Consider the following 20773-nt stretch of genomic DNA (forward strand, 5'->3'; position numbering starts at 1 on the left):
GTCGTTCCCCCGTCGTTCCCCCGTCACGTCCGGGAGCCGCGCCGCTCCGCCGCCCCGTGTCGGCGGTGCGGCGCCGCTTCCCTTCCGTGGCCCCCACTCTTCCGTCCGGGCGGCCGCCGGCCCATCCGCGTACCTACTCATCTGGCCGTCTGAGTACGGATACTCAAAACTGAGCACCGGGCCCCACGGGCGGCCTACGATCTGCGGCGTGTCCGTACTTCCCTTGGTTTTCACCAGTGGCTGGGCGAGCGGGATCAACGCCTACGCCGTCGTCCTGCTCCTCGGTCTGCTCGGCACGGCCGGCGTCACCGACGACGTGCCCGCCGCGCTGCAGCGCCCCGACGTGCTGATCGTGGCCGGGGTGCTCTTCCTGGCCGAGGCGATTGCCGACAAGGTCCCGTACGTCGACTCGGTCTGGGACGCGGTGCACACGGTCATCCGGCCGGTCGCCGGCGGGGTGGTGGCGGCGCTGCTGGCCGGGCACGACGGGTCGCTGCCCGAGCTGGCGGCGGCCGCGGTGGGCGGTTCCACGGCGCTGCTGAGCCACCTGGTCAAGGCGGGCGCCCGGATCGCGGTGAACACCTCGCCGGAGCCGGCCAGCAACATCGTGCTGAGCCTGCTGGAGGACCTGGGCGTGGCCGGGATCGTGGTCTTCGCGGTGTTCCATCCGGTGATCGCGGCGTCCCTCGCGGCCCTGCTGCTGATCACGGGCATCGTGCTGATCGTCGTGCTGTGGTCGCGGATCCGCCGCTATCTGCGCCGCCGGCGGGCCCGGCGCGAGGAGAAGCGGCTGGCCGCGGCGGGCGCCGGGGTGCCGCCGGCGGGCTGAGCGGCCGCCGGCCGCGGCCGCGCCCGCCCGTTCCGGCGTTGTCAGTGGCGGCGGATAAAGTCGCAGGCATGGCACGGATTGCGGTGATCGGCGCCGGGATGGGCGCGATGGCGGCCGCTGCCCGGCTGGCCGTCGCGGGCCACCGGGTGGCGGTGTTCGAGCGTGCCGCGACGCACGGCGGCGCGGTGCGGCAGCTGGCACGGGACGGTTTCACCTTCGACACGGGACCGGGCCTGCTGCATCTGCCCGCGGTCTACCGCGACCTGTTCCTCAAGACCGGCCGCGAGCCGCTGGAGAGCTGCCTGGAGCTGTCCCAGGTCGATCCCGCGAGCCGCCATGTCTTCGCCGACGGTACGGCGGTGTCGCTGCCCAACGCCTCGCGGGCCGGGGTCCTCGCGGCGCTGGACGAGGCGCTCGGCGCGGGGGCCGGTGAGCGCTGGAGCGAGCTGGTGGGCCGCGCCCGGGACGCCTGGGACGCCGCCCGCCGGCCGCTCCTGGAGGAGCCGCTGTGGCAGGACTGGCGGGTGCTGGGGCGCGATCCGTATCCGGCGGTGCGCCGGCGCGGGCTGTTCGGCCGGCGCGACAAGGGACCGACGACGGCCACCCTCGCCGAGATCGCCCGCCGCGAGCTGGCCGACCCGCGGCTGGCCGCCCTGCTGGAGAGCCATGCGCTGGCGTACGGCCTGGATCCGCGCGGCGCCCCGGCGAGCGCCGCGGTGCTGCCGTACATGGAGCAGACCTTCGGCAGCTGGTACCCCCGCGGCGGTGTGCGGGCGCTGGCCGACGCGCTGTACGAGCGCTGTCTGGCCCGCAAGGTTGCGTTCACCTTCGGTGCGGAGGTGACCGGGATCGCCGAGAAGGACGGCCGGGTGGCGGGCGTCGAGCTGGCCGACGGCCGGCTGGAGGAGGCCGCGTTCGTGGTCGCGGGCCTCGATCCGGCCCGGCTGTCCGGGCTGCTCGGCGGCCGCGATCCCTACGGCGTGGACGAGGTGCGGCCGCGGACCGGCCCGGCGGACCGCGCCCCGGGGCGGCTGACGGTCTGTCTGGCGCTGCGCGGCCCCCGCGAGGCGGCCGCGGTACACCGCACGGTGGTGCATGCCGCGGACCGCGCCACGGAGCTGGCGGGCGTGTTCGGGGACGGCAGCGGGGGCCCGCGGACGCCCTGCGCGCGGCCGACGGTGACGGTGCTGCGCCCGGACGACCCCACGACGCGGCCCGACGGGGAGCACGAGGCGGTGACGCTGTCCGCGACGGTCGCGCCGCCCGGTCCGGTGGACCGGCTCCCTGGTGCGGCCGTGGAGGAGGCGGCCGACCGGCTGATGGCGGTGGCCGAGGCCGCGGTGCCGGGGCTGCGCGAGCGGGTGCTGTGGCGTGAGGTGCTGCCGCCGGCGGACGAGGAGCTGATACCGGCCCCCGCGCTGCCGGGCCGGGAGGGCCGTTTCCTGCGGCCCGGCAACCGCACCCGGATACCGGGGCTGTACGCGGTCGGCGGCTGGTCCCATCCGGGCGGCGGGCTGGCGCACGCGGGGATGTCCGGGGCGCTCGTCGCGGGCCTGATCGTGCACGGCGACGACTGGCACGGCTCCACGTAGGGCCGGGCCGGGGGAGGTCGTTCGGCTCAGTAGCGGTACGGCTGACCGTCGTAGTCCTGCTGCTGGTACGGCGGGTACGGCGGCTGCTCGGGCGGGAGTTCGTCGCCGCGCTGCTGCGGGACCCAGACTCCGCCGGGCGGGGTCTCGCCGTAGCCCTGGCCGGGGTTCTGGCCCGCCGGCTGGTCCTGGGCGCCGTACTGCTGCCCGCCGTAGGACGCCTGGCCGTAGGGGTCGGGCTGGGCGTAGGGGTCGTAGGGCGCGGCGTACTGCTGGCCGCCGTAGGGGTCGGCGTAGCCGGTCTGGCCGGACCCGTCGCCGTATGCCGCGTACGGGTCGCCGTAGGCGTCCTGGCCGGCCGCGGGCGCGCCGTAACCGCCGCCGTAGTCATAGCCGTTGGCGTCCGCGGTGCCGCTGCCCGCGGTGGCGCCGTAGGCGTCGTAGCCGGTGTAGTCGCCGCTCTGCGGGGTGCGGGCGTCCGGGCTGTAGATGCCGTACTGGCCGGTCTCCTCGGGCATCGGCTGCGGCGCGTAGACGGGGGTGGCGTCGAAGGACTGGGTGGCGAACACGTTCCGGTCCTGCGGGTCCTGGTACGGGTCCTGACCGCCGTAGCCGCCCGGGCCGTACCCGTCGGTCGCGTAGTCGTAGGAGTCCTGACCGGCGTAGGCACCCTGGCCGGCGTAGGTGTCCTGACCTGCGTAGGTGTCCTGACCGGCGTAGGTGTCCTGACCGGCGTAGGTGTCCTGGCTGCCGTAGCCGTCCTGGCCGGGGAAGCCGGGGCTCTGGAAGCCGCCGGTGCTCTCGAAGGTGTCCGGGCCGCCGTCCGCGCCCCGGGCGGGGCCGGTCTGCGGAGCGTCGGCTGGGCCGGCGCCGGGACCGTCGGCGGGCGGCACCGCCTCGACGTCGGAGACCTGCAGGGACGGTTCGGCGGCGGGCGGGCCGGAGCGGCGACCGCGGCGCCGCCGGCTCTCACCGGGTTTGCCGCCCAGCGCCCAGCCTTCGGTGAAGCCGCGCTTGAAGGAGAGCGTCACATTGGTCTGGCCGATGGCGAACGCGATCAGACCGACCCCGATCACGATCACCGACGGGATGACGACGCCGATGACGACACCGAGGAAGCCCACGAAGGCGAGCAGCCGCCAGCGCAGCCGGGCCTTGTACTGGAGCAGCACCTCACCCAGCAGCCACAGGGCGACCAGACCGAACGCGATGTAGAGGATCGTCCAGCCCATATACGCCCCTCTTCCGCCGCTCGCCGGCCACCGTGATTCAGGGCCGCTGGTGCAGCCCCAGATTCTCGTAGATTTCCAGAGTCGCCGTGGAGTGGTTGAGGGTAATGAAGTGCAACCCGGGCACGTCCTCGGCCATCAAGCGCGAACACAGCTCGGTCGCGTACTCGATGCCAATGGAGCGTACCGCCGCCGGGTCGTCCTTGACGGCCAGGATGCGGTCGGCCAGTTCGGGCGGGAACGCGGCATTGCTGAGCTGCGCGAACCGCTCGATCTGACGGACGTTCGTGACCGGCATGATCTCCGGGATGATGGGCGTCTGGCAACCCGCCGCCGCGACCCGGTCGCGCAGCCGGAAGTAGTCCTCCGGGTAGAAGAACATCTGGGTGATGGCGAAGTCCGCACCGGCCCGGCACTTGGCGACGAAGTGGGTCACGTCGGTGTCCCAGTCCGTCGAGCGCGGGTGCATCTCGGGGAAGGCGGCGACGCCGACGCAGAAGTCGCCGGACTCCTTGATCAGCCGGACCAGGTCGGCGGCGTAGGAGACGCCGTCCGGGTGCTTGACCCACTCGCCCATGGGGTCGCCGGGCGGGTCGCCGCGCAGCGCGAGCATGTTGCGGATCCCGGCGTCGGCGTACTGGCCGATGATGTTGCGCAGGTCCGCGGTGGAGTGGTTGACCGCGGTCAGATGGGCCACCGGGGTGAGGGTGGTGTCCGTGGCGATGCGCTCCGTGGCGCGCACCGTGCCGTCACGGGAGGTGCCACCGGCGCCGTACGTCACGGAGACGAAGGTCGGGGCGACGGCCTCGATCCGACGAATGGCGTTCCACAGGGTCCGCTCACCCTTCTCGGTCTTCGGCGCGGCGAACTCGAAAGAGTAGGACTGCTTGCCGGAAGCGAGCAGCTCGCGCACGGTCCGTGCGCGATCAGTCCTGGTGGAAGCTGTACCTAGGGCCATACGGGCAGGTTAACCAGCAGCCGGTCACACACCAACCGTCATCGGCGTTATGCCTGGTTGGTCCGGTTCATGTCCAGTGGGTGGACATTTTGCGGCCCGCCGGGCCCGTCAGGCGTCCCAGGTCCGGATGCGCTTGGCCAGTGCCGCGGCCGCCGCGCCCGGATCGTCCGCCTCCGTGATCGCGCGGACCACCACGACCCGGCGGGCGCCGGCCGCCAGCACCTCGTCGAGGTTGCCGGCGTCGATCCCGCCGATGGCGAACCAGGGGCGCTCGGGGGCCCGCGCCGCGGCGTACCGGACCAGGTCCAGGCCGGGGGCGTGCCGGCCCGGCTTGGTGGGCGTCGGCCAGCAGGGGCCGGTGCAGAAGTAGTCCACGCCCGCTTCGGCGAGTGCGGCGTCCACCTCGGCCTCGGCGTGCGTGGAGCGGCCTATCAGGACGTCCGGGCCGAGCAGGGCGCGGGCGGCCGGGACGGGCAGGTCGCCCTGTCCGAGGTGCAGCACGTCGCTGCCGGCGGCGTGCGCCACGTCCGCCCGGTCGTTCACGGCCAGCAGCTTGCCGTGCCGCCGGCAGGCGTCCGCGAAGACCTCCAGGTGGCGCAGCTCCTCGCCGGCCTCCATGCCCTTGTCGCGCAGCTGGACGATGTCGACCCCCGAGGCGAGCACGGCGTCGAGGAACTGCGGGAGGTCGCCCTGCTGCCTGCGGGCGTCCGTGCAGAGATAGAGCCGGGCGTCGGACAGGGCCTGTCGTGCGGTGCTCATGGGCGGCTTCCCCCCAGGTCAGGGGCGTACGGACCGGGTCTTCCGGTCCGCACGCCCCGAAAGGTGGTTACGGATCGAGGTGGCTGCGGAGGCCGCCGCGACTGCCGGGGGCGGCCGCGGCGGCGGGGGCGTCAGACGGCGAGGGCCTGGGCCCGGCGCTTGACTTCCGTGCCGCGATTCTCGCGCAGCGCCTGGGCCGGGGTGCCGGGCAGGCTCTCATCCTCGGTGAACAGCCACTCCAGCATCTCCTCGTCGGTGAAGCCGTCGTCCTTGAGGAGGGTGAGGGTGCCGACGAGGCCCTTGACCACCTTGTCTTCCTTGATGAAATCGGCGGGCACCTGGAGCACCCGGTTCTCGCCGCGGCGCACCGCGATCAGCTGGCCCTCCTTGACCAGCTGCCGGACACGGGTCACCTCGACGCCGAGCTGTTCGGCGATGTCGGGGAGGGTGAGCCAGGCGGGAACGAGTCCATCGATCTTTGCGTCAATCTCGGTCACAGGACAAGCCTGCCACCTCGCACTGACAGCCGGTAGCCGGGCATCCCCATGAGCGGCTTCCGGCACACCGGAGAGTGACGACGTGCCCCCGGCGCGCCCGCCGGTGCGCCCGCGGTGCCCCGGCGCCCCCGATCCCCGAGCCAGCTGCCGGTTACTGCGCCGCGGCCTTCAGCGGGACCGCCGCGTTCGCCGCCCGCTCCCGGTCCAGGGCCACCCCGCGCTCGATGAGCTTGCGCCCCTGGGCGAGGTCCCGCGGCCGGCCCACGGCGAGCAGCGCGACCAGCCGGCCCGCCGGGCTCCCGCCGGCCGGAATCTCGCCCGGCCCGTCGGCGCCGCGCAGCCAGAGCACCGACCAGGCCGCGCCGGACGGGTCACCGCGCCACACCAGCTCGTCGGAGTCCACGTGGTGGCCCACGTACTGCACGAACCGGCCGAACTGCTCGGACCAGAAGTACGGGACCGGGTCGTACACCAGCCCCTCCGAGCCGGCGCGGGCGATGTTCTCGGCGACCGTGCGGGGGCCCTGGAGGGCGTTGTCCCAGTGGTGGACCAGCAGGCGGGTGCCGTAGCGGGTGGACGGGAAGGAGGCGCAGTCGCCCACCGCGTAGACATCGGGGGCGGAGGTGCGCAGCTGTTCGTCGGCGAGCACGGAGCCGTCCTCGGCGGAGACCTCGACGCCCGAGCCGGCGAGCCAGGCGGTGGCGGGTCGGGCGCCGATCCCGACGACCACCGCGTCGGCGGGCAGCACCGTGCCGTCGGCGAGGGTGACCGCCCCGGAGGTGACGGACCCGACCCGGGCACCGAGCCGCAGCTCGGCGCCGGCGTCCGCGTACCAGCCGGTCATGTGGGCGGCGACCTCGGCGGGCAGCGCGCCCGCCAGCGGGCGGTCGGCGGCCTCGACGACGGTGACCGCGCAGCCCGCCTCCCGGGCCGCGGTCGCGAACTCGGCGCCGATCCAGCCGGCCCCGACGACCACGATCTCGTGCTGGGCGGCGAGCACCGGCCGCAGCCGTTCGGCGTCGTCGAGGGTGCGCAGCAGGTGGACGCCGGGCAGCCCCTCGCTGCCGGGCAGCGTGATCGGGTCGGCGCCGGTGGCGATCACCGCGTGGTCGTACGGCACCCGGCCCTCGGCCGTCTCGACCACGCGCTCCTCCGGGACCAGGGCGGTGACCCGGCGGCCGAGGTGGAGGTCGATGCCCAGTCCGGCGAAGTCGACGTCGAAGGCGGAGCCGTCGGCCTTGCCCAGCAGGACCGCCTTGGACAGCGGCGGGCGGTCGTACGGCTGGTGCGGCTCGTCGCCGATCAGCGTGATCGTGCCGGGCCAGCCCTGTTCCCGCAGGGCGACCGCGGTCTGCACGCCCGCGATTCCGGCGCCGACGATCACCACGCGCGGCGTGCGGTCAGGGGCCTGGGAGGACTTGCTCTGCTCGCTCACCCGATCAACTCTAGGACGGGCGGCGACGCGGCTCGCAGCAGCGCGCAAGGAGATCTCTGACACACCGTCACGGACCGCCGTCCGGGTCCCCGGGGCCGCCGGACCGGGCCCCCGTTCCCTTACGGCCCGTCGCGGCCGGGTATTAGGGTGACGGGTACACGCACTCGCGGGAGCCCGGACGCACCGGGCTGAGAGGGAGGCTGGCCGGCCTCCGACCGTACGAACCTGATCCGGGTCATGCCGGCGAAGGGAGGGGCTGGACGCCCATGCATCCACCTGCCACACGAACCACCGGCCACCCCGATGTGCTCGTCATCGGAGGCGGCATCATCGGGCTGGTCACCGCCTGGCGGGCGGCCGGCCGCGGGCTGACCGTGGCCGTGGCCGATCCGGCACCGGGCGGCGGCGCGGCGTACGTCGCGGCCGGAATGCTGGCCGCGGTCACCGAGCTCCACTACGGCGAGCAGACCCTGCTGGGGCTCAATCTCGCCTCGGCCCGCCGCTATCCGCGGTTCATCGAGGAGCTGGAGGAGGCCGGCGGGCAGCCGACCGGCTACCGGCGGTGCGGCACCCTGGCCGTCGCCCTGGACGCCGACGACCGGGCCCACCTGCGCGAACTGCACGCCCTGCAGACCCGTTCGGGGCTGGACTCCCAGTGGCTCACGGGCCGGGAGTGCCGCCGTCTGGAACCGATGCTGGCCCCCGGCGTACGCGGCGGGCTGCGGGTCGACGGCGACCACCAGGTCGATCCGCGCCGGCTGGCCCACGCGCTGCTGGTGGCCTGCGAGCGCGCCGGGGTGGTCTTCCACCGCACCCGCGCGGAACGGCTGACGGTCGACGCCGGGCGGGCCACCGGGGCCCAACTCGCCGACGGCACACGGCTGTCGGCCGGCCAGACCGTACTGGCGGCGGGCAGCTTCAGCGGCCGGCTGGCCGGGGTGCCCGAGGAGGTGCGGCCGCCGGTGCGGCCGGTCAAGGGCCAGGTGCTGCGGCTGCGCCTGCCGGACCTGCCGGCCGGCTCCCCCGCCTTCCTGTCGCGCACCGTACGGGCCGTCGTCCGCGGCGGTCCGCTCTATCTGGTGCCGCGGGAGAGCGGCGAACTGGTCGTCGGCGCCACCAGCGAGGAGCTGGGCTGGGACACCACGGTCACCGCGGGCGGCGTCTACGAGCTGCTGCGGGACGCGCACGAGCTGGTGCCCGGCATCACCGAACTGCCGCTCGTGGAGAGCTGCGCCGGGCTGCGCCCCGGCTCCCCCGACAACGCCCCGCTGCTCGGCCCGACCGAGCTGCCCGGCCTCCATCTGGCCACCGGCCACTTCCGCAACGGTGTCCTGCTGACGCCGGTCACCGGTGACGTGATGGCCGAACTGCTGGCCACCGGGAGCCTCCCCGACGAGGCCCGCCCCTTCAGCCCCGCGCGCTTCGCCGCCACCTCTGAGGCCGCGCGCCCCCGCCTCCTCCAGGAGCAGCCCGTATGAGCGCCCCCGCCCCCACCGTCTCGGTGTCCGTCAACGGCGAACCCCGCGAGATCCCCGGCGGACTCACCCTCGACCGGCTCGTCGCGACCCTGTCCTCGGCGCCGTCCGGAGTGGCCGCCGCGGTCAACGAGGTCGTGGTGCCGCGCACCCAGTGGCCCGCCACCCCGCTCGGCGACGGCGACCGCGTCGAGGTCCTCACCGCGGTCCAGGGAGGCTGACCCGCCATGAGCGAAACCGGCCTCTCCCCCGAGACGCGCCCCGACGTCTCCCCCGACCTCTCCGACCCCCTGACCATCGCCGACACCACGTTCGCTTCCCGTCTGATCATGGGCACCGGCGGCGCGCCCAGCCTCGACGTCCTGGAGCGGGCGCTGCTCGCCTCCGGTACGGAGCTGACCACGGTCGCCATGCGGCGGCTGGACCCGACCGTGCAGGGCTCGGTGCTGTCCGTCCTGAACCGGCACGGGATCCGGGTGCTGCCCAATACGGCGGGCTGCTTCACCGCGGGCGAGGCGGTGCTCACCGCCCGGCTCGCCCGGGAGGCGCTCGGCACGGACTGGGTCAAGCTGGAGGTCGTCGCGGACGAGCGCACCCTGCTGCCCGACCCGATCGAGCTGCTGGACGCCGCGGAGACCCTGGTGGACGACGGCTTCACGGTGCTGCCCTACACGAACGACGATCCGGTACTGGCCCGCAAGCTGGAGGACGTGGGCTGCGCCGCGATCATGCCGCTGGGCTCGCCGATCGGCTCCGGCCTGGGCATCCGCAACCCGCACAACTTCCAGCTGATCACCGAGCGGGCCGGCGTCCCGGTCATCCTGGACGCCGGCGCCGGCACGGCCTCCGACGCGGCCCTCGCGATGGAGCTGGGCTGCGCGGCGGTCATGCTGGCCTCCGCGGTGACGCGCGCGCAGGAGCCGGTCCGCATGGCGCACGCGATGCGCCATGCGGTGGCGGCGGGCCGCCTGGCGTATGGCGCCGGGCGGATCCCCCGGCGCCATTTCGCGGTGGCGTCCTCCCCGGTGGACGGGGTGGCCGCGCTCGACCCGGAGCGGCCCGCTTTTTAATCCCCACGTACCTGGCTGTCCCGCCGCGGGTCGTCTCGCCGTTGCGCTTTGCGGCGCCTCCCACGTAGCCGTCTGTCCCGCCGCGGGTGTTGTTCGCCGTTGCGCCTGCGGCGGGCTGGGTTGTTGTTGGGTGCGGTGACGGGCCTCCGGGGCCGGTTGTGTGGACTGCTGACGCTTTACGTCCACACAACCGGCCCCTCCGGCCCGCCCCCTCCCGTGAGAGGGAAGGAACGGCGGTGGGGGTGTACGTAATGCCACGTGCGTGCAGCCAACAGGCCAGGCTCGCCCCCAACCAGCTCAGTAACTCCCACTCACGGGAGGGGCTGGACCGGAGGACGAAGTCTGGAGGGCCGGCACCGCACCCGACAACACCACGCCCGCCGCCAGGCGCAACGGCGAGACGACCCGCGGCGGGAAAGCCAGGTACGTACGGGGCGCCGCACGGCGCTGCAGCCGACCACGTGGGGCGAATACACTCGCTTGCCGTGGATACGACGCTCCAAGACCCCCTCGTGGGTCAGCTGCTCGACGGCCGCTACCGCGTCCAGGCGCGCATCGCCGCAGGGGGGATGGCCACGGTCTACCGGGCCGTGGACACCCGCCTCGACCGGGTGCTCGCGCTGAAGGTGATGCACCCGGGCCTCGCCGAGGACGGTGCGTTCGTCGAGCGCTTCATCCGGGAGGCGAAGTCCGTCGCGCGGCTGTCGCACCCGAACGTGGTGGGCGTCTTCGACCAGGGCACCGACGGTACGTACGTCTATCTGGCGATGGAGTACGTCGCCGGCTGCACCCTGCGCGACGTGCTGCGCGAGCGCGGCGCCCTGCAGCCGCGGGCCGCGCTGGACATCCTGGAGCCGATCCTGGCCGCCCTGGGGGCCGCGCACCGCGCCGGGCTGGTGCACCGCGACATGAAGCCGGAGAACGTCCTCATCGGCGACGACGGGCGGGTCAAGGTCGCCGACTTCGGGCTGGTGCGGGCGGTGGACACGAACACCACCGCCTCGACCGGCTCGGTGCTGGGGACGGTCTCCTACCTGGCGCCCGAGCAGCTGGAGCACGGCACCGCGGACGCCCGGGTCGACGTCTACGCGTGCGGCGTGGTGCTCTACGAGATGCTCACCGGCACCAAGCCGCACACCGGCGGCTCCGTGGCGCAGGTGCTCTACCAGCACCTGCACGAGGACGTGCTGCCGCCGTCCGAGCGGGTGCCGGGGCTGGCCGGGCAGCTGGACGAGCTGGTCGCGCTGGCCACCGCCCGCGATCCGCAGGCGCGCCCGCAGGACGCGGTGGCGCTGCTGTCGCGGACCCGGGAGGCCCGGGCGGCGCTGACCGACGAGGAGCTGGACGTCGTCCCGCCGGGCGCCAAGGAGGTGCCGGCGGACTCCGACGCGGAGGCCACGGACGTGATACCCCGGCCCGGTGGCGTACAGCCGCCGCTGCCGGGTGCGGACGAGGCGGCGCTGAACCGCACCAGCCGCCTGGAAGTGCCCCCGGTGCCGGAGGAGCGGACGACCCGGCTGCGTCCGGCCCCGGCCGCGGCGCCCGCCGCGGCCGGCGGGCTGCTGCAGCGGCGCCGGCTCGCCACGATCATCGCGGCCGTGCTGCTGGTCCTCGGCCTCGGCACGGGCGTCTGGTACATCACCTCCGGCCAGTTCACCACCGTCCCCGCGGTGCTGGACATGACGCAGGCCAAGGCCACCAAGACGCTGCGGGACGCGGGGCTGGGGATCAAGGTCGTGCGCGGCTTCAGCTCCAACGTGGAGCGCGGGCACGTCATGAAGACCGCCCCGGCGACCGGCGGGCGGATCCGCGGTACGGGGACGGTCACGATCACCATCTCCCGCGGCCCGAACCACGTCGCCGTACCGGACCTGTCCGGCACCCCGGTCGCGGACGCCAAGCGCAAGCTGCGCGACCTCGGGCTGAGGCCGGGGGCCGAGACCAAGGCGTTCGACGACAACGTCGCCAAGGGCTCGGTGATCCGTACCGACCCCGCCGCGGGCAGCCAGCGGCAGCCCGACACGGCGGTGGCGCTGGTCGTCAGCCGGGGCGCCAAGGTCGACGTGCCCGGCGTGATCGGCAGCGAGCGGGCGGACGCCGTGGCCACGCTGCAGGCCAAGGGGCTGCATGTGAAGTTCGCCGCGGAGCCGGTGAACTCGCCGCAGGACAAGGGCACGGTGGCCCGGCAGGACCCGGCGGCGGGCGAGGAGGCCGGTACCGGCGACACGGTCACCCTCACGCTCTCCAAGGGCCCGGAGATGGTCCCGGTGCCCGATGTCACCGGCAAGAACGTCGAGGACGCCAAGAAGCAGCTGACCGCTCTCGGTTTCCAGGTCGAGGTGAAGAAGCCGTTCCTGTTCCCGCAGGACGAGGTGGACACCCAGTCCGTCGACCCGGGCGAGAAGGCGCCGAAGGGCAGCACGATCACGATCAAGCTGAAGGGCGCCCTGTAGCGCGGGGCCCCTCGGATCGGGGGGCCGTCCGGCGCCTGGCACCCTTGGAGGGTGAGTGAAACCCCCTCCCCCCAGGACGCCGGACGGTCCGCCCGGGCCCGCAATCCGGTCGGCGGCCATGTGCCGGTGGCCGGCGGGCTGGCCAAGACCGGTATCGCCTACGCCCGCGAGATGGGCGCCGAGGCCGTGCAGGTCTTCGTGGCCAATCCGCGCGGCTGGGCGACGCCGCCCGGCAGCCCCGAGCAGGACGAGGCGTTCCGGGCGGCCTGTGCGCTGCAGGATCTGCCGGCGTACGTCCACGCGCCGTACCTGATCAACTTCGGTTCGCACACTCCGGAGACGGTCGAGCGGTCGGTGGCCTCACTGCGCCATTCGCTGCGCCGCGGCCGGGACATCGGCGCGCTCGGGGTGGTCGTGCACACCGGTTCGGCGACCGGCGGGCGGCCGCGCGCGGAGGCGCTGGCGCAGGTCAGGGCGCGGTTGCTGCCGCTGCTCGACGAGCTGACGCACCCCGACGACCCATATCTGCTGCTGGAGTCGACCGCGGGCCAGGGCGCGTCGCTGTGTTCCCGGACCTGGGACTTCGGGCCGTACTTCGAAGCGCTGGACGCCCATCCGAAGCTGGGCGTCTGCCTGGACACCTGCCACATCTTCGCGGCGGGGCACGACCTGACCGGGCCGAACGGGATGCACCAGACGCTCGACCTGCTGGTCGGGACGGTCGGCGCGGGGCGGCTGAAGCTGATCCACGCCAATGACTCCAAGGACGTGGTGGGTGCCCACAAGGACCGGCACGCGAACATCGGCGCCGGGCACATCGGCGAGGACGCGTTCCGGGCGCTGATGGCCCACCCGGCCACCGACGGCGTCCCGCTGATCATCGAGACGCCGGGCGGCAAGGAGGGGCACGCGGGCGACGTCGAGCGGCTGAAGAAGCTCCGGGACGGCTGACACCACCGACCGGGGCCGGCCGGGGTCAGAGCTCGGGGCCGTCCCCGGGCTCCTCCTGGTAGGAGTAGCGCTGCTCCTGCCAGGGGTCGCCCAGGTTGTGGTAGCCGCGCTCCTCCCAGAAGCCGCGGCGGTCGGCCCGCATGTATTCGATGCCGCGGACCCATTTCGGGCCCTTCCAGGCGTAGAGGTGCGGCACGATCAGCCGGACCGGGAAACCGTGCTCGGCGGTGAGCAGTTCCCCCGAGCGGTGCGTGGCGAAGAGGCAGTTCCCGGCGGCGAAATCCGCCAGCCGGAGATTCGAGCTGAAGCCGTATTCGGCCCACACCATCACATGGGTGACATCCGGCGCGGGCGGCGCGAGATCCAGAATGGTCCTGGTGAGTACCCCGCCCCATTCGGCGCCCAGCATGCTGAATTTCGTCACGCAGTGCATGTCGGCGACGACCGTGGCATACGGCAGTGCCGTGAATTCCTCGTGCGACCAGCAGTGTTTCGCATCGTCCGCGGTGGCGCCGAACGCGCGGAACTCCCAGCGTTCGGGGCGGAACTTCGGGACCGGGCCGTAATGCGTCACCGGCCAGCCCCGCTGGAGCCGCTGCCCCGGAGGAAGCTGAGGATGCTCCTCTTCGCGGCTTTCCGGCTGACCCATGCCCTCCATGTTGTCAGACCGGAAGGGGTGCCGATGACCAGGGAGGGAGAGATTCGGGCAACTCGTACTAAGCGTGTACTTACTGGACGGTCCGCCGAGGGCGGTGCGAGGATGCGCGGCACCTGCCCAGTTCTCGCGTGGAAGGAGCCCGCAGCCATGCAGGGCGACCCCGAGGTCATCGAATTCCTCAACGAGCAGCTGACCGCCGAGCTGACCGCCATCAACCAGTACTTCCTGCACGCGAAGATGCAGGAGAACTACGGCTGGACCAAGCTCGCGAAGTACACCCGCGCCGAATCGTTCGACGAGATGAAGCACGCGGAGGTGCTGACCGACCGGATTCTCTTCCTCGAAGGGCTGCCGAATTACCAGCGGCTGTTCCACGTACGGGTCGGCCAGACCGTCACCGAGATGTTCCAGGCGGACCGGCAGATCGAGGTCGAGGCGATCGACCGGCTCAAGCGCGGTATCGAGCTGATGCGCAACAAGGGCGACATCACCTCGGCGAACATCTTCGAGGACATCCTCGCGGACGAGGAGCACCACATCGATTACCTCGACACCCAGCTGGAGCTGGTGGAGAAGCTCGGAGAGGCGCTCTACATCGCCCAGGTGATCGAGCAGCCGAGCTGACGGCTACGCGGCCTCCGGGAGCGCCGCGGGCCCCGCGGCGTCCTCCTCCGCGTCCGCCGGCGGCAGCTCGGACGACGTCCGCCCGGATGCCAGCGGGTCGGCGCCGTTCTCGATGAGCTCCCGGCGCGGGCAGGCGCCCCGGCCGAGCAGCGCCTGGATGCGGCGCACGCAGTTGCCGCAGTCGGTGCCCGCCTTGCAGGCGGAGGCGATCTGGCGGGGCGTGCAGGCGCCCGTCGCCGCGTGCTGGCGGACCTGCTGCTCGGTGACCCCGAAGCAAGAGCAGACGTACAACGCGGTGTCTCCTCCGTGAGGGGCGGCTTCGGACGGTTCCGGCGACTGGTCGGCGGAAGAACCTCGTCGACCGGTCCAGTCGATCTTGAGTGAGGTTACCCTTACCTTACCTGGCGCGTCCTGGCTCCACAACGCCCGGCGGACCCGGACAACGTGAGTGGGGCGCGGATCACAGATCCGCCCCCCACTCACGTTCACTCGCGATCACTGATCGCGGTACATCTCCGCCACCAGGAAGGCCAGGTCCAGCGACTGGCTGCGGTTGAGCCGCGGGTCGCAGGCGGTCTCGTAGCGCTGGTGCAGGTCGTCGACGAAGATCTCGTCGCCGCCGCCCACGCACTCGGTGACGTCGTCGCCGGTCAGCTCGACGTGGATGCCGCCCGGGTGCGTGCCGAGGCCCTTGTGGACCTCGAAGAAGCCCTTGACCTCGTCCAGCACGTCGTCGAAGCGCCGGGTCTTGTGCCCGGAGGCCGCCTCGAAGGTGTTGCCGTGCATCGGGTCGCAGATCCAGGCGACCTGCGCACCGGCGGCGGTGACCTTGTCCACCAGCTCGGGGAGCTTGTCGCGGATCTTGTCCGCCCCCATGCGCGTGATGAAGGTCAGCCGGCCCGGCTCACGCTCCGGGTCGAGGCGCTCGATGAGGGTGAGCGCGTCCTCCGCGGTGGTCGTCGGGCCCAGCTTGACGCCGATCGGGTTGCGGATGCGCGAGGCGAACTCGATGTGCGCGTGGTCCAGCTGACGGGTGCGCTCGCCGATCCAGAGCATGTGCCCGGAGACGTCGTAGAGGTTGCCGGTGCGCGAGTCCACCCGGGTCAGCGCCGACTCGTAGTCGAGCACCAGCGCCTCGTGGGAGGAGTAGAACTCCACGGTCCGGAACTCCTCCGGGTCCACCCCGCAGGCGTTCATGAAGTTCATCGCCCGGTCGATCTCGCGGGCCAGCGCCTCGTAGCGCTGCCCCGAGGGCGAGGACTTCACGAAGTCCTGGTTCCAGGCGTGCACCTGCCGCAGGTCGGCGTAGCCGCCGGTGGTGAAGGCGCGCACGAGGTTCAGGGTCGCCGCGGAGGCGTGGTACATCCGCTTGAGCCGCTGCGGGTCCGGGATGCGGGCCGCCTCGGTGAACTCGAAGCCGTTGACGGAGTCGCCGCGGTAGGTCGGCAGGGTCACGCCGTCACGGGTCTCGGTGGGCTTGGAGCGCGGCTTGCTGTACTGGCCGGCGATCCGGCCGACCTTGACCACCGGCACCGAGCCGGCGTAGGTCAGGACGGCGCCCATCTGCAGGAGGGTCTTGAGCTTGTTGCGGATGTGCTCGGCGGAGACGGCGTCGAAGGCCTCCGCGCAGTCGCCGCCCTGGAGCAGGAACGCCTCACCACGGGCGACGGCTCCCAGGCGCTCACGCAGCTGGTCGCACTCGCCCGCGAAGACGAGCGGCGGATAGGACTCGAGCTCCGCGATCACATCGCGCAGAGCCTCTTGGTCCGGCCAGTCAGGCTGCTGCGCCGCGGGAAGGTGTCGCCAGGTGTTGCCACCGGCGTGGGTTTCAGCGTTCACGGTCACATGCCCCACATTACGGGGTCCGGTGGGGGTGTCCGTCCGGCATCCGGACTGTGAGACGCAGAGCACCCGGACGGTCCGGTAGGGTGCGGCCCATGTGCACGCGACCGATGCCGACCATGAACTGGTGGTGGACCGCTCCTCCGGCGGCCCACTGATTCGCGCGCACATCCCACACTCCGCGAAGGCCGCCCGAGGGCGGCCTTCGGCGTTTCCGGCGGTCGTTCCCCTCTGTCCCGGCCCTCCGGCCCACCCGGAAGGAACCGCCATGCACCGCGTACGCCCCGACGTCCGTCCCGATGCCGCCGCGCTCGTCCGGCGGCTGCTCGACCCCGCCGGCCCCCCGTTCGCGCTGCTGCGCCGCCGCTCCCCCGGCCGGGAGGCGGGCGACACCGTCGAGGTGCTCATCGGCGAGGTCACCGAGGTCGAGCGGCTGGCGGACATCCCACTGGGTGAGACGGCACCCGGTGCGCCGGTGATCGACGCGCTCGCGCTGGTCCCGTTCCGGCAGATCCGCGAGCGCGGCTTCCGGGCCCACGACGACGGCACCCCGCTGGCCGTGCTGCGCCCCAGCGAGACCTGCGAGCTGCCGCTGGACGAGGTGCTGGCGGCGCTGCCGGCGCACGACGTACGGGTGGCGGACGGGGCGTTCGACGTGTCGGACGGGCGGTACGCGGAGATCGTCGAGCGGGTGGTGCGGGAGGAGATCGGCACCGGCGAGGGCGCCAACTTCGTCATCCGCCGGACCTTCGAGGGCTCGATCGCGGACTTCTCGGCGGCCGACGCGCTGGCACTGTTCCGGCGGCTGCTGGTCGGTGAGCGCGGCGCGTACTGGACGTACGTCGTGCACCGCCCCGGTGTGCGCACGCTGGTCGGCGCCAGCCCGGAGGTGCACGTCCGGATGACCGGAGGAACGGTCGTGATGAATCCGATCAGCGGCACCTACCGCTACCCGGCCGGCGGGCCCACCCCGGAGAGCCTGCTGGCGTTCCTCGGCGACCGCAAGGAGGTCGAGGAGCTGTCCATGGTGGTGGACGAGGAACTCAAGATGATGTGCACGGTCGGCGACCGGGGCGGGGTGGTGATCGGGCCCCGGCTCAAGGAGATGGCGCATCTCGCGCACACCGAGTACGAGCTGCGCGGCCGGTCCACCCTCGATGTGCGCGAGGTGCTGAAGGAGACCATGTTCGCGGCGACGGTCACCGGGTCGCCGGTGCAGAACGCCTGCCGGGTCATCGAACGGCACGAGCCGGTCGGCCCGGACGGGCGGGGGCGCGGCTACTACGCGGGCGCGCTGGCGCTGATCGGCCGGGACGCGGGCGGCGCGCAGACGCTGGACTCGCCGATCCTGATCCGGACCGCGGACATCGCCGCGGAAGGCCGGCTGCGGGTGCCGGTCGGCGCCACGCTGGTGCGCGCCTCCGACCCGCACGGCGAGGTCGCCGAGACGCATGCGAAGGCGGCGGGCGTGCTGACCGCGCTGGGCGTACGGGAGGCACCGGCGCGCCCGGCGGACGGCGGGCGGCCGCCGCGGCTGGCCGACGACCCGCGGGTGCGGGCCGCCCTGGACGCCCGCCGGGCGGACCTGGCACCGTTCTGGCTGCGGATGCAGACCACCGCGCCGACCGCCGAGCTGAGCGGGCACGCGCTGGTGATCGACGCGGAGGACACCTTCACGGCGATGCTGGCGCATCTGCTGCGGACGTCCGGGCTGGCGGTGACGGTGCGCCGGTTCGACGAGCCGGGGCTGCGCGCGGCCGCTCTGGCGCACGAGGGCCCGGTGGTGCTGGGCCCGGGGCCGGGCGACCCGTCCGACACGGCCGACCCCAAGATGCGCTTCCTGCGGTCGCTGACCGCGGACCTGGTCGCCCACCACAAGCACGGCCTGCTGGGAGTGTGCTTGGGTCACGAACTGCTCGCCGCGGAGCTGGGGTTGGAGATCGTCCGCAAGGAGGTGCCCTTCCAGGGGGCGCAGGAGCGGATCGACTTCTTCGGGCGCCCCGAGACGGTCGGCTTCTACAACACCTTCACGGCCCGCTGCGACGACCGTACGGAGGCCGAACTGGCCATGCACCGCGTGGAGTTGAGCCGGGACGCGGAGTCCGGTGAGGTGCATGCGCTGCGCGGTCCGGGCTTCGCGGGGGTGCAGTTCCACCCGGAGTCGGTACTGACCCTGGACGGGGCCGCGGTCACCGCGCAACTGCTGGCAGCTGTCCTCGTGTGACCAGCATGTTCTCGTTGGTGCGGTGGGCGAGGTAGTCCTCGACGTTGGTCACGGTGGCCTGGGTGATCTGGCCCACCGCATCGTCGGTGAAGTACGCCTGGTGCGAGGTGACCAGCACGTTCGCGAAGGTCATCAGGCGGGCGAGGGTGTCGTCGTCGATGACGTCCAGGGACCGGTCGTGGTAGAAGAGCCCGGACTCCTCCTCGTAGACGTCCAGCGCGACGCCGCTGAGCCGGCCGGCCTTGAGCGCGCGGACCAGCGCCGCGGTGTCGACCAGACCGCCGCGGCTGGTGTTGACCAGGATGGCGTCGTCCTTCATGGCGGCCAGCGCGGCGGCGTCGACGAGGTGCCGGGTGTCGTCCGTCAGCGGGAGGTGCAGGGTGACCAGGTCGGCCTCGGCGAACAGCCGCTCGCGGGGGACGTACTTCATGCCCAGTGCGGCACAGCGGGGGTTCTCGACGAGGTCCCAGCCCAGCAGGTCCATGCCGAAGCCGTGGGCGATCCGGGTGAACGCCTCGCCGATCCGGCCGGTGCCGAGCACACCGGCGGTGCGGCCGCGCAGATCGCGGCCCATCAGGCCGTCCAGCCGGAAGTCGAAGTTGCGGGTGCGCCGGGCGGCCCGCACGATCTTGCGGTCGACGGCCAGCGCGAGCGCCCAGGCGAATTCCGCCACCGCGTACGGGGAGTAGTGGGAGACCCGGCCGATGCTCATCCCGAGATCGGCCGCGGCCTCCAGATCGATGTTGTTGAAGCCGGTGGAGCGCTGGGCGACCATCTTCGTGCCGCCGGCCGCGAGGGTCTGCAGCACGTCCGCGCCGAGGTCGGCGTTGACGTCGGAGCTGACGACCTCGTAGCCGTGGGCGATCGGGGCGGTGTCGCGGTTGAGGACGACGGACAGGCTGCGCACCTGGTGGCGGCCGGCGAAGGCGCGCTCCAGGAACGGCCGCTCGTCCGTCTGCACTCCGAAGGCGACGATCTCCACGTTCCCTCCCGCCGGTACGTGCTCACCAGGAGCAATGGGCCGGATATGTCGTGTATGGCGAATATACGGCCCCTCGCCCGGCGGTGCCGCCCGGAGGGGGCGGCACCCCTGGTCAGCCGAAGAACACCCCGGCCTCGGCGTAGAGCGCCGGGTCGACGGTCTTGAGCTTGGCGGTCGCCTCGGAGATCGGCACCCGGACGATGTCGGTGCCGCGCAGCGCGACCATCGTGCCGAAGTCGCCGTCGTGCACCGCCTCGATGGCGTGCAGCCCGAAGCGGGTGGCCAGCCAGCGGTCGAAGGCGCTGGGCGTACCGCCGCGCTGGGTGTGGCCGAGGACGGTGGTCCGGGCCTCCTTGCCGGTGCGCGACTCGATCTCCTTGGCCAGCCACTCCCCCACGCCGGAGAGCCGGACGTGGCCGAAGGAGTCCTTGGAGTCGTCCTTGAGCACCATCTGGCCGTCCTTGGGCATCGCACCCTCGGCGACCACCACGATCGGGGCGTAGCGGACCTTGAAGCGGGACTGGATCCACCCGCAGACCTGGTCGACGTCGAAGCGCTGCTCGGGGATGAGGATGACGTTGGCGCCGCCGGCGAGGCCGGAGTGCAGCGCGATCCAGCCGGCGTGCCGGCCCATGACCTCGACGACCAGGACCCGCATGTGCGATTCGGCGGTGGTGTGCAGCCGGTCGATGGCCTCGGTGGCGACGCCCACGGCGGTGTCGAAGCCGAAGGTGTAGTCCGTGGCCGAGAGGTCGTTGTCGATGGTCTTGGGGACGCCGACGCAGGGGACGCCGAACTCGCCGGACAGCCGGGTCGCCACGCCCAGGGTGTCCTCGCCGCCGATCGCGATCAGCGCCTCGACCTCCTGCTTGGCGAGGGTCTCCTTGATCCGGCGGACGCCGTCCTCCGCCTTCAAGGGGTTGGTTCGCGAGGAGCCGAGGATCGTGCCGCCGCGGGGCAGGGTGCCGCGCACCGCCGGGATGTCCAGCGGCACCGTGTCGTTCTCCAGCGGCCCGCGCCAGCCGTCCCGGAAGCCGAGGAAGTCGTAGCCGTATTCCTGGGTGCCCTTGCGGACGATTGCCCTGATCACCGCGTTCAGTCCGGGGCAGTCGCCGCCGCCGGTCAGTACTCCGACCCGCATCGCTGCAATCACCTACATCCCGTCAGTGGCCGCGCACGGCCGTGGTTGAGCTGACGC

The 20773-nt window shown here is 72.9% G+C and carries 19 protein-coding genes and 1 riboswitch; of the genes, 9 read left to right on the forward strand and 10 right to left on the reverse strand.

Features of this window, described 5'->3' with window-relative positions:
- The first annotated feature begins 208 nt into the window (after positions 1-208).
- Positions 209-829 carry a DUF4126 domain-containing protein gene (locus V2J85_RS32595; RefSeq protein WP_261951997.1) on the forward strand — a complete coding sequence of 207 codons (621 nt, stop codon included), beginning with the start codon at positions 209-211 and terminating at the stop codon, positions 827-829.
- Between the two features lie 68 nt (positions 830-897).
- Complete coding sequence (locus tag V2J85_RS32600) at positions 898-2421, forward strand: phytoene desaturase family protein (RefSeq protein WP_330823601.1); 1524 nt, start codon at positions 898-900, stop codon at positions 2419-2421.
- A gap of 26 nt (positions 2422-2447) precedes the next feature.
- Here V2J85_RS32600 and V2J85_RS32605 read toward each other — a convergent pair whose 3' ends face one another.
- From V2J85_RS32605 to V2J85_RS32625, 5 genes are all read right to left on the reverse strand, one after another.
- Positions 2448-3650, reverse strand: a complete 1203-nt coding sequence (locus tag V2J85_RS32605; protein WP_330823602.1) for a hypothetical protein — start codon at positions 3648-3650, stop codon at positions 2448-2450.
- A 37-nt stretch (positions 3651-3687) separates the two neighbouring features.
- Complete coding sequence (gene metF / locus V2J85_RS32610) at positions 3688-4605, reverse strand: methylenetetrahydrofolate reductase [NAD(P)H] (protein WP_261951994.1); 918 nt, start codon at positions 4603-4605, stop codon at positions 3688-3690.
- A 108-nt stretch (positions 4606-4713) separates the two neighbouring features.
- Positions 4714-5364: a thiamine phosphate synthase gene (gene thiE, locus V2J85_RS32615; RefSeq protein ID WP_261951993.1), complete on the reverse strand. Its 651-nt coding sequence runs from the start codon at positions 5362-5364 to the stop codon at positions 4714-4716.
- Between the two features lie 131 nt (positions 5365-5495).
- Positions 5496-5861, reverse strand: coding sequence for an Rv2175c family DNA-binding protein (locus tag V2J85_RS32620; protein WP_261951992.1), 366 nt, complete (start codon positions 5859-5861; stop codon positions 5496-5498).
- A gap of 151 nt (positions 5862-6012) precedes the next feature.
- Complete coding sequence (locus V2J85_RS32625; protein ID WP_261951991.1) at positions 6013-7296, reverse strand: NAD(P)/FAD-dependent oxidoreductase; 1284 nt, start codon at positions 7294-7296, stop codon at positions 6013-6015.
- A gap of 156 nt (positions 7297-7452) precedes the next feature.
- Positions 7453-7565: riboswitch (TPP riboswitch) on the forward strand.
- Between V2J85_RS32625 and thiO the strand changes: the two genes are divergently transcribed.
- From thiO to V2J85_RS32650, 5 genes are all read left to right on the forward strand, one after another.
- Positions 7563-8774 carry a glycine oxidase ThiO gene (thiO, locus tag V2J85_RS32630; RefSeq protein WP_330823603.1) on the forward strand — a complete coding sequence of 404 codons (1212 nt, stop codon included), beginning with the start codon at positions 7563-7565 and terminating at the stop codon, positions 8772-8774. Its footprint overlaps the riboswitch before it by 3 nt.
- Positions 8771-8992: a sulfur carrier protein ThiS gene (gene thiS / locus V2J85_RS32635; protein ID WP_261951989.1), complete on the forward strand. Its 222-nt coding sequence runs from the start codon at positions 8771-8773 to the stop codon at positions 8990-8992. The genes thiO and thiS overlap by 4 nt, the downstream gene beginning before the upstream one ends.
- 6 nt (positions 8993-8998) lie before the next feature.
- On the forward strand, positions 8999-9841 hold the full coding sequence (locus V2J85_RS32640; protein ID WP_261951988.1) for a thiazole synthase: 843 nt from the start codon (positions 8999-9001) through the stop codon (positions 9839-9841).
- A gap of 485 nt (positions 9842-10326) precedes the next feature.
- A complete protein-coding gene (pknB, locus tag V2J85_RS32645; RefSeq protein ID WP_330823604.1) occupies positions 10327-12294 on the forward strand; it encodes a Stk1 family PASTA domain-containing Ser/Thr kinase in 1968 nt (655 codons plus the stop codon).
- 51 nt (positions 12295-12345) lie between these two features.
- Positions 12346-13245, forward strand: coding sequence for a deoxyribonuclease IV (locus V2J85_RS32650; RefSeq protein WP_261951986.1), 900 nt, complete (start codon positions 12346-12348; stop codon positions 13243-13245).
- Positions 13246-13270: 25 nt separating this feature from the next.
- Here the strand turns inward: V2J85_RS32650 and V2J85_RS32655 are convergent, their stop codons facing one another.
- A complete protein-coding gene (locus V2J85_RS32655) occupies positions 13271-13903 on the reverse strand; it encodes a sulfite oxidase-like oxidoreductase (protein WP_330823605.1) in 633 nt (210 codons plus the stop codon).
- 147 nt (positions 13904-14050) lie between these two features.
- Here V2J85_RS32655 and bfr point away from each other — a divergent pair, with 147 nt between their 5' ends.
- The gene (gene bfr / locus V2J85_RS32660; RefSeq protein WP_330823606.1) at positions 14051-14527 is read left to right on the forward strand and encodes a bacterioferritin; all 477 of its coding nucleotides are present in this window, start codon (positions 14051-14053) and stop codon (positions 14525-14527) included.
- A 3-nt stretch (positions 14528-14530) separates the two neighbouring features.
- Here the strand turns inward: bfr and V2J85_RS32665 are convergent, their stop codons facing one another.
- Positions 14531-14818, reverse strand: a complete 288-nt coding sequence (locus tag V2J85_RS32665; protein ID WP_330823607.1) for a (2Fe-2S)-binding protein — start codon at positions 14816-14818, stop codon at positions 14531-14533.
- Positions 14819-15022: 204 nt separating this feature from the next.
- A complete protein-coding gene (locus V2J85_RS32670; RefSeq protein WP_261951982.1) occupies positions 15023-16372 on the reverse strand; it encodes a class II 3-deoxy-7-phosphoheptulonate synthase in 1350 nt (449 codons plus the stop codon).
- 265 nt (positions 16373-16637) lie between these two features.
- Between V2J85_RS32670 and V2J85_RS32675 the strand changes: the two genes are divergently transcribed.
- Positions 16638-18593, forward strand: a complete 1956-nt coding sequence (locus V2J85_RS32675; protein ID WP_330823608.1) for an anthranilate synthase family protein — start codon at positions 16638-16640, stop codon at positions 18591-18593.
- Here V2J85_RS32675 and V2J85_RS32680 read toward each other — a convergent pair.
- Positions 18559-19575 carry a 2-hydroxyacid dehydrogenase gene (locus V2J85_RS32680; protein ID WP_330823609.1) on the reverse strand — a complete coding sequence of 339 codons (1017 nt, stop codon included), beginning with the start codon at positions 19573-19575 and terminating at the stop codon, positions 18559-18561. The two genes, V2J85_RS32675 and V2J85_RS32680, sit on opposite strands and share 35 nt — an antisense overlap.
- A 112-nt stretch (positions 19576-19687) precedes the next feature.
- The gene (locus V2J85_RS32685) at positions 19688-20716 is read right to left on the reverse strand and encodes a 6-phosphofructokinase (RefSeq protein WP_265363081.1); all 1029 of its coding nucleotides are present in this window, start codon (positions 20714-20716) and stop codon (positions 19688-19690) included.
- Between the last annotated feature and the right edge of the window lie 57 nt (positions 20717-20773).

It is taken from the genome of Streptomyces bugieae, from assembly GCF_036352915.1.
In the GTDB taxonomy this organism is placed as follows: Bacteria; Actinomycetota; Actinomycetes; order Streptomycetales; family Streptomycetaceae; genus Streptomyces; species Streptomyces endophytica.